Source organism: Streptomyces sp. NPDC016309 (genome assembly GCF_043077235.1).
GTDB lineage: Bacteria > Actinomycetota > Actinomycetes > Streptomycetales > Streptomycetaceae > Streptomyces.
The window spans coordinates 479,903-493,079 of record NZ_JBIBSG010000003.1; the positions used below are offsets into that span (position 1 = coordinate 479,903).

General features: G+C 74.9%; 14 protein-coding genes. 8 read left to right on the top strand and 6 right to left on the bottom strand.

Features of this window, described 5'->3' with window-relative positions; genetic code table 11:
- Positions 1 to 7: 7 nt before the first annotated feature.
- The 5 genes from ACF068_RS09975 (at position 8) to ACF068_RS09995 (ending at position 6,339) form a co-directional block, all read left to right on the top strand.
- On the top strand, positions 8 to 415 hold the full coding sequence (locus ACF068_RS09975) for a DUF3662 domain-containing protein (protein WP_392273685.1): 408 nt from the start codon (positions 8 to 10) through the stop codon (positions 413 to 415).
- A 140-nt stretch (positions 416 to 555) separates the two neighbouring features.
- On the top strand, positions 556 to 3,051 hold the full coding sequence (locus ACF068_RS09980) for a SpoIIE family protein phosphatase (protein ID WP_392273686.1): 2,496 nt from the start codon (positions 556 to 558) through the stop codon (positions 3,049 to 3,051).
- 101 nt (positions 3,052 to 3,152) lie between these two features.
- Entirely contained in the window at positions 3,153 to 4,241 is a 1,089-nt protein-coding gene (locus ACF068_RS09985) for a sugar ABC transporter substrate-binding protein (protein WP_392273865.1), read from the top strand.
- 53 nt (positions 4,242 to 4,294) lie between these two features.
- Positions 4,295 to 5,071, top strand: a complete 777-nt coding sequence (locus tag ACF068_RS09990; protein ID WP_392273687.1) for an ATP-binding cassette domain-containing protein — start codon at positions 4,295 to 4,297, stop codon at positions 5,069 to 5,071.
- Positions 5,071 to 6,339 (top strand): sugar ABC transporter permease, encoded by a 1,269-nt coding sequence (locus tag ACF068_RS09995; protein WP_392273688.1) that lies wholly within the window; start codon positions 5,071 to 5,073, stop codon positions 6,337 to 6,339. Before ACF068_RS09990 ends, ACF068_RS09995 begins: the two co-directional genes overlap by 1 nt.
- Positions 6,340 to 6,451: 112 nt before the next feature.
- Here the strand turns inward: ACF068_RS09995 and ACF068_RS10000 are convergent, their stop codons facing one another.
- From ACF068_RS10000 to ACF068_RS10015, 4 genes are all read right to left on the bottom strand, one after another.
- Positions 6,452 to 6,907 (bottom strand): DUF4383 domain-containing protein, encoded by a 456-nt coding sequence (locus ACF068_RS10000; protein WP_392273689.1) that lies wholly within the window; start codon positions 6,905 to 6,907, stop codon positions 6,452 to 6,454.
- Between the two features lie 68 nt (positions 6,908 to 6,975).
- A complete protein-coding gene (locus ACF068_RS10005) occupies positions 6,976 to 7,314 on the bottom strand; it encodes a DUF3140 domain-containing protein (protein ID WP_392273690.1) in 339 nt (112 codons plus the stop codon).
- Positions 7,311 to 7,538, bottom strand: a complete 228-nt coding sequence (locus ACF068_RS10010) for a DUF2945 domain-containing protein (RefSeq protein WP_392273691.1) — start codon at positions 7,536 to 7,538, stop codon at positions 7,311 to 7,313. The genes ACF068_RS10005 and ACF068_RS10010 overlap by 4 nt, the downstream gene beginning before the upstream one ends.
- A gap of 173 nt (positions 7,539 to 7,711) precedes the next feature.
- Positions 7,712 to 8,671: a MerR family transcriptional regulator gene (locus tag ACF068_RS10015; protein WP_392273866.1), complete on the bottom strand. Its 960-nt coding sequence runs from the start codon at positions 8,669 to 8,671 to the stop codon at positions 7,712 to 7,714.
- A gap of 270 nt (positions 8,672 to 8,941) precedes the next feature.
- Here ACF068_RS10015 and ACF068_RS10020 point away from each other — a divergent pair, with 270 nt between their 5' ends.
- Together ACF068_RS10020 and ACF068_RS10025 are read left to right on the top strand one after the other, a co-directional pair.
- Positions 8,942 to 9,577 carry an RNA polymerase sigma factor gene (locus tag ACF068_RS10020; RefSeq protein WP_392273692.1) on the top strand — a complete coding sequence of 212 codons (636 nt, stop codon included), beginning with the start codon at positions 8,942 to 8,944 and terminating at the stop codon, positions 9,575 to 9,577.
- A 210-nt stretch (positions 9,578 to 9,787) separates the two neighbouring features.
- Positions 9,788 to 11,452 carry an amidohydrolase gene (locus ACF068_RS10025; RefSeq protein WP_392273693.1) on the top strand — a complete coding sequence of 555 codons (1,665 nt, stop codon included), beginning with the start codon at positions 9,788 to 9,790 and terminating at the stop codon, positions 11,450 to 11,452.
- 43 nt (positions 11,453 to 11,495) lie between these two features.
- Here ACF068_RS10025 and ACF068_RS10030 read toward each other — a convergent pair whose 3' ends face one another.
- Both ACF068_RS10030 and ACF068_RS10035 read right to left on the bottom strand, forming a co-directional pair.
- Positions 11,496 to 12,191: a type 1 glutamine amidotransferase domain-containing protein gene (locus tag ACF068_RS10030; RefSeq protein WP_392273694.1), complete on the bottom strand. Its 696-nt coding sequence runs from the start codon at positions 12,189 to 12,191 to the stop codon at positions 11,496 to 11,498.
- Positions 12,192 to 12,286: 95 nt separating this feature from the next.
- Entirely contained in the window at positions 12,287 to 12,646 is a 360-nt protein-coding gene (locus ACF068_RS10035; protein ID WP_392273695.1) for a hypothetical protein, read from the bottom strand.
- Between the two features lie 168 nt (positions 12,647 to 12,814).
- Here ACF068_RS10035 and ACF068_RS10040 point away from each other — a divergent pair, with 168 nt between their 5' ends.
- Entirely contained in the window at positions 12,815 to 13,090 is a 276-nt protein-coding gene (locus ACF068_RS10040; RefSeq protein ID WP_392273696.1) for a DUF1876 domain-containing protein, read from the top strand.
- The last annotated feature ends 87 nt before the right edge of the window (positions 13,091 to 13,177 follow it).

Here is a 13,177-nt window from a genome sequence, read left to right on the forward strand (position 1 = left end):
CGGGCACATGGCCAAGGGAACACTGACGCGATGGGAACGAGCGCTGGAGCGCTGGCAGAGCGCCCTGGTCTCCAAGGCCCTCGGACACGATCCGGTCGAACTGCTCGACGCGCTGCGCCGTGAGTGCGACGCCCACGCCGTGGTGTGCAGCGAGAGCAGAGTGGTCGTCCCCAACGCGTACGAGGTGGAACTCGACGCACGGGTCTACCAGGAGCTGCTCCGCCGGGGCGGCGGCGAGGTCGGCCAGGAGCTGACGGACGCCCTCGCCCGCCACGGGGAGCGCCACGGCTACGAGTGGGCCGGACCCCTCACCGTACGCATCACCCCGGCCACCCGGCCGCCGGACGACCCCTACCGGGTGGTCGGCAGCCCCATGCCGCACGTCCGCGCCGACGCGTTCCCGGCGGCCGGCTGACCACGGCCGACCCGACGCGGACGGCCCCCCCGACCGCCGTTCCGACTGGCTGCCGGAGCCCGGAAGGGCGCAGCATGGGGTGGAGGCGACGGCCAGCGGCGCACGCCGGCGGCTTCCCGGGTACGGAGGCGGTGCACGCGTTGAGCGGGCAGATCTTTGCGACCTGCGGGGTGGAGCTGGCCGCTGTCTACGTGCCGTCCGAGAACATCGACGAGCTGCGTCTCGCCGAGGTGGCCGGGGACGCGGCCGGGCCGTACGAGATGCCGCCCTCGTACGCCCTGTCCGGCCGCTCGGCGGTGGCCGACGCCTGCCGCGCCGGACGGCCCCTGTGGCTGACGTCCCGCGCCCCGGACCCGGCCGGCGGCACCGGCGGCCTCGTACCACCGCCCGACGGCACCCGGCCGCCGGCCGACGGGCCGGTGCCGCCGCGGGACGGGCGGCTGCCGCCCGCCGACGGCCCGGTGTCGCTGGGCGCCCTGCCCCTGGGCGGGGACCCCCGGCTCCTGGGCTGCCTGCTGGTGCTCCGCAAGGACGGGCGCGGCTTCGACGCCGACCAGCGCGCCTTCCTGGAGCTGTACGCCGACCAGGCGGCGGCCGGGCTGGAGGCGGCCGCGGCCCGGGTCGTCCCGCCCGTCGAGACCGGCAAGCCCCCGGGCCCGGCGCTGCTGCCGCTGCGCGGCGGCACCTTCGTCCTGTCCCTCCGGACCGGCCGCATGGACGTGGACGCCCAGGTACTGCGCCTGCTCGGCGTGGCCCGGGCCGACTACGACGGGCACGTGTCCACGCTGCTGGAGTGCGCCGTCCCCGACGACGTCCCGGCCCTGATGTCGATCGTCGAACCGGACCGGGGGGCCGCCGCCCACCAGCAGCTCGCGTTCCGCGTGCGCCGCCCCGGCGGGGAACTGCGCTGGCTGGGGCTGCGCTGCCGCGTCCTGACCGCCCCGGACGGCAGACCCGAACGCATCCTCGGCGTCGTCGGCGACGCCTCCTACCTGCGGCCCACGCCCGACGAGGTGTCCCTGGTGCAGCGGCTGTCCGCCGCCCTGGCCGGCGCCACCACCATCCGGGACGTCAGCCGGGTGGTCGTCGAATCGCTGCGCACCCCGCTGGCCGCCGACCGTGTCGCCGTCGGCGAGCTGGAGGGCGACCGGCTGGTGGTCACCCTGCTCCACCCGCCGGAACCCGACGCCTGGCCGGAGGTGTGGCGCTCCGAGTGGCGCTCGGAATGGCCGGACGCCTCCTGCCAGTCCCTGCCCACCCTGGAGAGCGCCCTCCGGGAGGGCCATGTGGCGCTGTGGCCGCCGGGCGCCCCCCTGGAACCGGGCCTCGCGGGCATCGGTCCCGGCGGGCTCGCCGTGCTGCCCCTGCCGGCCGAGGGCCGGATGGTCGGGGTGTGCCTGGTCGGGTGGGAGGGCGAGCACCGCTTCGGACCGGAGGAACGGTCCCTGCTGACGGCGACGGCCGGTCTGGTCGGCCAGGCCCTCACCCGGGCCCACGCCCTCAACGCCGGGCACGAACTCGCCACGATGCTCCAGCGGAGCCTGCTGCCCCGCAAGCTCCCGGCCCTGCCGGGCGGGGAGGCCGTCGCCCGGTACCTGCCCGCGACGGTCGGCCTCGAAGTGGGCGGCGACTGGTACGACGTCATCCCGCTCGCCGACGGGCACGTGGCCCTGGTCATCGGCGACGTACAGGGCCACAGCGCCGGCGCGGCCACCATCATGGGGCAGATGCGGACCGCGATCAGGGCCTACGCGGTGGAGGGACACCCGCCCGACGTGGTGGTGGCCCACGCCAACCGGCTCCTCGTCGGCATGGAGACCGACCTGTTCGCCACCTGCGCCTACGTCGACCTCGACATGGAGGAGGGCCTCGCCTGGATCGTCCGGGCCGGGCACCTGCCGCCGCTGCTGCGCCTGCCCGACGGCACCTCCGAGGCGCTGGAGGTCGAGGGCGGCCCACCCCTGGGCGTCATGGTGGAGGCCGACTTCCCGCTGACCGAGGTCGGCCTCGCGCCCGGCACCCTGATCGCCCTGCTCACCGACGGCCTGGTGGAGTCGGCGACCCTCCGCCTGGAGGACGGACTGCGCGCGGTGTGCGAGGCGCTGCGGACCGCCGATCCGGCCGACCCCGGGCGGGTCGCCGACGAACTGGTCGCGGGCACCCGCCGGCGCGACGACGACGTGGCGCTCCTGCTGCTGCGCTACGACGGTATGCGGGTCCGTCCCATCCGCGCCCGGTGGGCGGTGTGGCGGCTGCCCGACGCCGTGATGCACGCCCGCCGTTTCGCGGCCCGCACTCTGCGCGGCTGGGGTGTCGCCGAGGAGGTCGACATGGCCCTGCTGGTGGTGTCCGAGCTGGTGACGAACGCCATCGCGCACACCCAGGGGGAGGTACGGCTCGATCTGACGCTGGCGGGGGACCGGCTGCGCATCGCGGTGAACGACGCCTCGCCCCGGACCCCCGTCAAGTCCCCCAGCGTGGACTGGGAGGCCACCGGCGGCCGGGGGCTCATGCTCGTCGAAGCGCTGTCCACCTCCTGGGGTTCGGTGCCGCTGAGCGGCGGCAAGCAGGTGTGGTGCGAGGTCGCCCTGTCCCCGCGCGAGCCGGTCGCCGGCGACGGGGAGCGGCGGAGGTGACCGGGATGAGCGGGTGGTCGCGCGGGACGCGCGGGAACGGGGCGGCCGGGACGCACGGGCTCCCCGCGCTCCCCGCGCCGGGGACGGCGCGCCGCCGCCGACTGGTGCCCGCGGCCCTGCTGGCCGCCGCGCTGGCCCTCACCTCCGGCCTGACGGCCTGCGGCAAGGCCGCCGAGGTACGCGACCCGGGCGAGCGGGTCGACCGCGACGGCCGCACGATCGGGCTGCTGCTGCCCGACAACACCAACCGCTTCGACGCCTTCGACCGGCCCCTGATCATGGAGCGGATCGCCCGGACGTGCCCCGAGTGCGACGTCGAGTTCGCCAGCGCGCAGGCCGACGTGGCGACCCAGCAGCAGCAGGTCGACGCGATGATCACCAAGGGGGTCCGGGTGCTGGTCCTCGACGCCGTCGACTCCAAGTCGCTCCGCTCCTCGGTCGAGCGGGCGCGGGAGGCGGGCATCGACGTCGTCGCCTACGACCGGCTGGTGGAGGGCCCGGTCTCCGCGTACGTCTCCTTCGACGGCGAACGCGTGGGGCGGCTCCAGGGCGAGGCGCTCCTGAGGGCCCTCGGGGACGACGCGCGCGGCGGCCAGATCGTGATGATGAACGGCGCCGCCACCGACCCCAACTCGGCCTGGTTCAAGAGGGGCGCGCTCGCGGCCCTGGAGGGGAAGGTCACGATCGGGAAGGCGTACGACACCACCGAGTGGCGGCCGCTGTACGCCCACATCAACATGTCGGGGGCCATCGCCTCCCTGGGCGCCGACCGCATCGACGGCGTGTACTCGGCCAACGACGGCCTCGCCTCCGGGATCATCTCCGCCCTCAAGTCGGCCAAGATCCGGCCGCTGCCCCCGGTGACCGGGCAGGACGCGGAGCTCGCCGCGATCCAGCGGATCGTCGCGGGGGAGCAGTTCATGACCGTCTACAAGCCCTTCCGGCTGGAGGCGTACGCGGCCGCCGACATGGCCGTCGCACTGGCCCGCGGGCAGCGGCCGGACCGTGTGGCGACCGGGAAGGTCGACAGCCCCACCACGCGCGGCATTCCGTCCGTTCTGCTCATGCCGGTCTCCGTGACTGCCGACAACATCAGGGAGACCGTGATCAAGGACGGCATGTACACGGTCGACCAGATCTGCACCCCGAAGTACGCGGCCGGCTGCGAGCGGGCCGGACTGACCCCGTAGGGGCCCGGGAGGACGCCGGGAGGGGTGCCGCACGGCGAGGAAGTGGGTCACCGATGGCAGCACCGCCCCTGTTGGCGCTGAAGGGCGTCTCCAAACGGTTCGGCGCCGTGCGGGCGCTCGCGGACATCGACCTGGAAATCCGCGCGGGCGAGGTCGTCGCCCTGGTGGGTGACAACGGGGCCGGCAAGTCCACGCTGGTGAAGGTCATCGCCGGGGTGGACGCAGCCGACCGGGGGACCATCGAATGGGAGGGCCGGCCGGTCCACCTCACCCGGCCGCACGACGCGCAGGCGCTGGGCATCGCGACCGTGCACCAGGACCTGGCGCTCTGCGACAACCTCGACGTCGTCGGCAACCTGTTCCTGGGCCGGGAGATCCACCGGGTGGGCGTCCTGGACGAGGTGGAGATGGAGCGCCGCACCCTCGGTCTCCTCGACAGCTTCGCCATCCGGATGCCGAGCGTGCGGGTCCCCGTCGCCTCCCTGTCCGGCGGCCAGCGGCAGACCGTCGCCATCTCCCGGTCGCTGCTGGGCGAACCCCGGCTCGTGCTGCTGGACGAGCCGACCGCCGCGCTGGGCATCGAACAGACGGCCAGGGTCCTCGACCTCGTGGACCGGCTGCGCGAACGGGGGCTCGGTGTCCTCCTCATCAGCCACAACATGGGGGACGTCAAGGCCGTCGCGGACTGGATCGCCGTGCTCCGCCTCGGCCGGAACAACGGCTTCTTCGACGTGACCACGACCTCCCACGAACAGATCATCTCCTCCATCACCGGGGCCACGGACAACGCCGTCACCCGCCGCGCGTCGCGCGACTGGGAGGCCGGCTGATGAGCGGTACGGGCGGTGGGGGTGGCGTGAGCGGTACGGGCGGGGGCGCGGGCGGTACGGGCGGTGGCGCGGCAGGGGGCGCCACCCCGACGGCGTACTCCGTCGCCGGGCTCAGGCAGAGCCTCCGCAGCGGGGAACTCGGCTCCCTCCCCGTCCTGCTGAGCCTGGCGGCGATCTGGCTGATCTTCGTGATCCTCGACGAGAAGTTCCTCTCGCCGCGCAACCTGTCCAACCTGAGCGTGGACATCGTGGGCACCGGGATGATCGCCGTGGGTGTCGTCTTCGTCCTGCTGCTGGGGGAGATCGACCTGTCCGTCGCCTCCGTGAGCGGTCTCGCGGCGGCCGTGTTCGCCGTGCTGAACGTGCAGCACGGCATGGCGGAGGGGCCCGCCGTCGTGGTCGCGGTGGTCCTCGGGGCGGCGATCGGGGCGGCGCAGGGGTTCTTCTTCGCGCGGGTGGGGGTGCCCGCGTTCGTCGTCACCCTGGCCGGCCTGCTGGGCTGGAACGGGCTGATGCTCTACATCCTCGGGTCGAGCGGCACCGTCAACCTCGACGACGAGGGCCTGGTCGCCCAGCTCACCGGCCACTACTTCACTGACGTGGCCGTCGCGTACGGGGTGGCGGCGCTCGGCACGGCGGGCTACTTCCTGGTGTCCTTCCGGGACGCACGGCGCCGCGTGGCCGCCGGGGTGCCGTCCCGGCCCCTGCCCGTCATCGCCGTACGCACCGGGGCGCTGGCCCTGGTCGCCTTCGCCGCCGCGTTCGTGCTCAACCGCTTCCAGGGGCTGCCGCTGGCCCTGCTGGTCTTCCTCGTGGTCCTCGTCGGCCTGGACCACGTCCTGCGCCGCACCGTCTACGGGCGCATGGTCTTCGCGATCGGCGGGAACGTGGAGGCCGCCCGGCGGGCCGGGCTCGGAGTGGTGTGGGTCCGGATCTCGGTGTTCGCCGTCTCGGGCACCATGGCCGCGGTCGGCGGGCTCTTCCTGGCCTCCCGGGTCACCTCGGCCAGCCAGGCCTCGGGCGGCGGCAACCTGCTGATGAACGTGATCGCCGCGGCCGTCATCGGGGGCACCAGCCTCTTCGGCGGGCGCGGCAGGGTCTGGTCGGCGCTGCTGGGCGTGCTGGTCATCCAGTCGATCGCCTCGGGCGTGGCCCTGCTGGGCATCCAGGCGGCCGTCCAGTTCATGATCACGGGCGGGGTGCTGCTGGTGGCCGTGGTCATCGACTCCCTGTCGCGGCGGGCCCAGAAGGCCCACGGCCGGGTCTGACCGTACGGCCGCATCCGGCCGTACCAGCCGCGTCGGCCCCTGCGGGCACCGCGCTCCGGTCCCGGCGGCCGGTCACCGGACCGGCCGCCGGGGCGGCGGGATCAGCGGGTCATCACCGGGCCACGCGACGGCGGCCCAGGAGGACGCCCAGAGCGATCATGCCGACGCCCAGCGCGAAGTGCAGCCAGTCGTCGGCCCTGTTGACCGGGACGAAGTTGGCTCCGCTGTCGTGGTCGATGAGGAGCCCGTACAGCCACAGCGCCAGGTAGACCACGCCACCGCCGACGAGGAACGACCGGGCGGTCGAGGCCGCGCGCGACATGGAGAGCCCGGCGAGGCCGAAGAGCAGGTGGACGAGGTTGTGCAGGATCGACACCTGGAACACGCCCAGCAGCTTGGCCTCCGAGTCGTGCCCGGCGAAGGTGAGCGTGTCGTAGTCGGTGGTGATCCCGGGGATGAAGCCCAGGACGCCCACCAGCAGGAACACGGCGCCCACCAGCAGGGCCGCCTGCTGTACGCGGGTCCGGGGATACGCGGCGGCGTCACTGGCGTCACGGAAAGCGTTCATGGTCCGCTCCTTGTCGTGGTGACGGACGGGGAGTACCCCCGTCCGCGCTGTTCATCCCGTCCCCGGTCTCACTTGGTCGGATCATGACCCCAGTTCATCAAGGAGTGCCGCCACCGGGTGTCCGCGACGTCCCCGTCGGGGCGCTGGGACACGTGCCGGTGCACGTACCCCACGACCTTGCGCATGTGCGCGACGTCGTCCTCGGTCAGATCCGCCTTCCTGGTGCGCAGGAGGTCCACGATGCGCCGGCCCGAGGCGTGGCCGACGCTCTCCCCGGAGCCGTCGGACTGCCCGACGGCCCGGGACTCGTCGGTCTCCAGCCACTTCTCCATCTCGCCCGCGGTCATGTTCACCGCCTCGTCGAAGCGCCGCAGGGTCTCCTCCCGGTCCTGTGTCCCGCCGCTCACGAGCGTTCGCCCTTCTTGCGCAGCGACTCCGGCTTGTGGACCGCGCGACCGCCGGACTTCTCGCTCTCGACCTCGTACTGCGGCTCGTCCTTCGACGCGGCGACCGTCCGTCCGGCCGCCTCCGTGCGGCTGGTGATCTTCTTCTTCACCTTGCCGCGGACGGACTTCCCGTGGCTGCTCCAGGTGACCTCGTCACCCTTGCTCAGCTTCTTGTCCTTGCTCATGGGACGCCTTTCCCTCGGATCCCCGCGTGCACCGGGGGGTGCACGGGCTCGGGCCTCCGGTGTCTGTTCCCGTCACGGCACGCCGGTGGATGCGCCGGGGCGCCTTCGGGGGAGAAGTCCACTCCATCGCCGTAGTGCCGGCGCGCCCCCGGCCGCCGGGGATGGTGTACGGGTCAGGGCCGCAGCGCCGCTTCCAGGGTGTCCAGCGCCTCGGCGAGCCCCGGCGGCCGGAGCAGCCCCGGCGCGGTCCGCCCGGCCCAGCCCGGGCCCAGGGCCAGGACGACGGGCCGCCGGCGGGCGCCCCGGACACCCCACTCCATGCCCGCCACGTGCTGCGCGAGCGGCCGGCTGGCGGTCGTCCGGGACTGGGCCCACAGGCCCACCGCGGCCGGTCCGGTCCGGCGCACCGCCTCGACGAGCGCCTCCACCGGCAGGGCCGCGCCGAACATGCGCACCAGGAACCCCCGCTCGGCGAGGGCGGTGGTCAGTGCCTCCAGCGCCAGCGTGTGGTTCTCGCCGGGCACGCAGGCCAGCACCACGGTGGCGCCCCGCGGGCCGGCCGGAGCCGGGGGCGCGGCCCGCCGCAGGGCGCCGGACACGTGCCAGGACAGGAAGTGCTCGACCTCGACGTACCGCTCGCCGGACGTCTCCCACTTGCGGCCGACGGCCTGGAGCGTTGGCATGATCACCTCGTTCCAGGCCGTGACCGGCCCGTACGCGGTGATCACCTCCGACAGCAGCCCCTCCAGGGCCGGGGCGTCCAGGCGCAGCGCGGCCCGGGCGAGCCCCTTGCACTCCTGGCGTACGTCCCCGAGTTGCAGTCCGGTGCGGGCCCGGCCGGGGACGCTGCCGCGCGGGACGGGCCGCGTCCCGCCGGGGCGGCCGCCGGGTCCCGCAGCCCCGGGGGCGCCCGTCCCCGCGACCCCGTCGCGGACCATGCGGGCCGCCTCGGCGGGCGGCACTCCCGTGGACGTCAGGGCGCACATGCGCTCCAGCCGGGCGATGTCCCCGGGGGTCCAGCGCCGGTGCTTGCCGCCCGAGTGGGCGGCGGGCCCCATGCCGTAGCGACGGTCCCAGGAACGCAGGGTCGTCGCGGCGACGCCCAGACGCCTCGCGACCTCACCGGTCGTCAGCCCGCCGTGCTCGGGCGGGGCGCCGGGCTCGGGGGGCCGTCCGTGGTCGGGGAGTCGGCCGGGGGAACGCTCTCCGTCAGTAGCCACCCGGCCAGCCTACGACGCACAAACGATGCATGTTGCTTGCGTCGTTCGTGCGTCCAAGACTGGAGCCACACGGTGCCCGAAGGCGCCCGGACCGCCACGGTTCCGCCCCCCTTCCGCCTCTTCCCCGCCATCGGCGCACCGCGCGGCAGGCCCCGGCAGAAGGCCCGGCAGGAGGACGTAACCATGAGCCCGACCACCCACCGCGCGCCTTCCCGGCCCGCCGCCCCGGGCGCGGCGTTCGAACAGGTGCTCCAGACGGGCTTGCTGGCCTCCGACGAGAGCGCGTTCGCCGCGATCTACCGGCGGTGGAGCCCCCTCGTCCACACCATGGCCGCCCGCTCGCTCGGCGACGCCCGGGAGGCCGAGGACGTCACCCAGCAGGTCTTCCTCGCGGCCTGGCGCGGACGGGCCGGCTTCCACCCCGAGCGCGGGCCGCTCGGCGCGTGGCTCGTCGGCATCGCCCGCCGCAAGACCGTGGACGCGCTGGCCGCCCGGACGCGCCGCCTCACCCTCGTCGACGCGGCGGTCCGCGCGGCGGAGGCCACCGGCGTACCGCACCCCGCCGCCCCGGCGGCCGACCGGGTGCTGGACCGGGTGCTCCTGACCGAGGAACTGGCGCGGCTTCCCCGGCAGCAGCGTGAGGTGCTGTGCCTGGCCTTCTACGAGGACCTGACCCAGACCCAGATCGCCGAGCGCACCGGCATCCCGCTCGGCACCGTCAAGAGCCACACCCGGCGGGGACTGCACCGGCTGCGGCACCGCATCTCGACCGGCCCCGCCCGGACCGCCCCGCCGTCCGGACGGGCACCCTCCGCCTGACGCACCGACAGCCATGCCGGCCCGGCGGCCGTACGAGGCCGACCCACCGTGCCCGGCCCGGCGGCCGTACGGGGCCGGGTGGCCACGGTCCGGCCGGCCCGGTGGCACCGGAAGCCCGGTGGCACCGGAACGGCGGCGCCGTGGCCAGGGCGGCCCCGCCTTGTGCCAACGCCATTGACCCGCCGGCGGCCGCCCCGCTTCGATGCCCCCATGCAGACCCCTCGCCACGCCGACCTCGTCTTCACCGGTGGCCCCGTCCTCACCCCCGACAGCGCGCCCGGCCCCGACGGGGCACCCGCGACCGCGGTCGCCGTCACCGGCGGCCGGATCAGCGCCGTCGGCGACCCGCACCACGTGCACGAGCTGATCGGGCCCAGGACGGAGGTCGTCGACCTCGGGGGACGGCTGCTGCTCCCCGGGTTCCAGGACGCGCACGTCCACCCGGTCCCCGCCGGGCTGGAGTCCGCCCGGTGCGACCTGACGGCGGCGGACACCGCCGCCGACACCCTCGCGGCCGTACGCGCCTACGCGGCCGCCCATCCCGACCGGGAGTGGATCACCGGCGGAGGCTGGGCCATGGAGGCGTTCGACGGCGGCACGCCCACCAAGGACCTCCTCGACCCGGTGGTCCCCGACCGCCCGGTCTACCTGCCCAACCGGGACCACCACGGGGCCTGGGTCAACAGCCGCGCCCTGGCCCTCGCCGGCATCACCCGTGACACCCCCGACCCGTCCGACGGACGCATCGAGCGCGACGCTGCCGGCGAACCCACCGGCATGCTCCAGGAAGGGGCCATGGAACTCGTGGGGCGGCTCACCCCGCCCTCCACCGCCGCCGAACGGCTGGCCGCCCTGCTGCACGCCCAGCGCACCCTGCACGCCCTGGGCGTGACCGCCTGGCAGGACGCCCTCCTCGGTGGCTTCCTCGGCATGGACGACCCGTCGGACGCCTATCAGACCGCCGCCCGCGACGGCACGCTGACCGCCCGCGTCGTGGGCGCCCTGTGGTGGGACCGCGAACGCGGCGCCGAACAGATCCCCGAACTGGTCGCACGGCGGGCCGCCCTCGGCCACGGCCGGTTCCGCGCCGGCACCGTCAAGATCATGCTGGACGGCGTCGCCGAGAACGGCACCGCCGCCCTGCTCGCCCCCTACCTGGACCGCTGCGGCTGCGCCACCGCCAACAGCGGCACCAGCTTCATCGACCGCGACCGCCTCCCCGGCTACGTCACCGCGCTGGACGCCCTCGGGTTCCAGACGCACTTCCACGCCCTCGGCGACCGCGCCGTGCGCGACGCCCTGGACGCCGTCGAGGCGGCCCGCGCGGCCAACGGCCCCCGCGACACCCGCCCGCACCTCGCGCACCTCCAGGTCGTCCACCCCGACGACGTCCCGCGCTTCGCACGGCTCGGCGCCACCGCCACCGTCCAGCCCCTGTGGGCCGCGCACGAACCGCAGATGGACGACCTGACGATCCCCTTCCTCGGCCCCGAACGGACCGCCCGGCAGTACCCGTTCGCCGCGCTGCTCCACGCGGGCGCGACCCTCGCCGCGGGCAGCGACTGGCCGGTCAGCAGCCCCGACCCCCTTCAGGGGGTGCACGTCGCCGTCAACCGCGTCCTGCCCGGCGGGAGCGGGCCCGTCTTCCTGCCCGGCCAGCGCATCGGCCTGACCGCCGCGCTCACGGCGTACACCGCCGGCTCCGCGTACGTGAACCACCTCGACGGCACCGGCAGCGTACGGACCGGGGCCCTGGCCGACCTGGTCGTCCTGGACCGCGACCCGTACGCCGGACCGCCGGAGGCCATCGGTGCGACCCGGGTCGCGCTCACCTACGTGGAGGGCGAGCGCGTCCACGCGGCCGACGACGCGTGACGGCGCGCGACGGCGTGCCGGCGGGCGGGCCCATCGGGCCGGGTCAGCCCAGCTTCTTGAGCAGTTCGGCGGCGAGCGGGGCCGAGGAGGCCGGGTTCTGGCCGGTCACCAGATCGCGGTCGACGACCACGTGCGGCGCCCACGGCTCACCCTCCCGGAAGTCGGCGCCGATGCCCTCCAGCCGGTCCTGGAGCAGCCACGGCGCCTTCGCCGCGAGACCGGCCTGGGTCTCCTCGGCGTTGGTGAACCCGGTCAGCCGGTAGCCCGCGAAGGCGTTGGAGCCGTCCTCCCGGCGGGCGGCGAGCAGCGCGGCCGGGCCGTGGCAGACCACGCCGAGCGGCGTCCCCGACTCCAGCACGCCGGTCAGCAGGCGGCCCGACTCCGCGTCCACCGCCAGGTCCTCCATGGGGCCGTGCCCGCCCGGGACGAACACCGCGGCGTACTCGGCGGGGTCCACGTCCGCGAGGGCCACCGGACGGTGCAGTTCGGTGAGGGACGCGAGGGTGCGCTCGACCCGGTCGGCGCCGTCCTGGCCGCCGTTGACCTCGGCGGCCAGGCTCGCCCGGTCGACGGTGGGCACGACGCCGCCCGGGGTCGCGACCACGACCTCGTGGCCGGCCGCCGTGAACGCCTCGTACGGGGCCACGACCTCCTCGGCCCAGAAGCCGCTGGGGTGCTTGGTGCCGTCCGCCAGCGTCCAGTGGTCGGCGCCGGTCATCACGAAAAGGATCTTCGACATGGTGTGTCTCCCAGGTGTGCGGTCGATGTCCTCGACCGTACGGCCGGGCACCTGGAGCGAACCAATGGGTGAGCCTATCGGCGGTATCGGTTTTCCTATGCCGGGCGGGCCGGGTGCGCCGTGATGGAGGCCACCGGGGCCGTCTCGCTCAGGTGTCCCACCTGGTGCCGGCCCCGGTCACCGCCGGCCGGCGTGCCGGATATCGCCGCCGTGGCCGGAGCGGCGGCCGGGGCCGCCTTGCTGCGCTCCTCGGGCGCGTGTGCCACCGAGGACCAGGTACGCAGCCGGTGGCTGACCGCGTCGTCCAGGCTCACCGGCGCGCCCCGCTGCTCGGCCAGCCGGCCGGCCTCCCGGCCGAGCGCCGCGATGTCGTCCCACCGCAGTCGCAGGACCACCGACACCTCCGCGCTGCCGTCCGGAAGCCCTCGCATCGTCGCCTCGTCACGCTCGCTCATCGCCGCTCCTGTCTGTCGCAGAGACGTTTCACCGCACCAGTACGGACCACCCCCGCGTTCCGTTCAGCACCCGCCGCCGACCGGTCCCCGCGCCATGGGCCGAACGGGCGAGCGGGCATCCACGGGTGCACGCTGGAGGGGTGACGGAGTGACCTGGAGGTGTGAGTGATGAAGACGATCGTCGGATGGCATGTGGAACTCGAGTTCACCGAGGACGAGGACACCGGCAGGACCCGCGCGGCCTGCATGGTCAGGCTCCCGGACGGCACCGAACTGCGCGCTCACGGCCATGCCAAGCGGCACCCGGACGACAGCGAGCAGCAGCGCGTCGGCGAGGAGATCGCCGCGGCCCGCTGCCTCAACGAGCTCTCCCGGAACCTGATGAAGAAGGCCGGGGGCGAGATCGAGGAGGTGACGCACATACCGGCCCACCTGGCCATGTGACGCGCCCGCCGCACCGCCCGCCGAGCCTCCGCCCGGCCCCGCCCGCCGGGTCCCGCCGTGGCGCCCCCGCCCGGTCCCGGACACGCC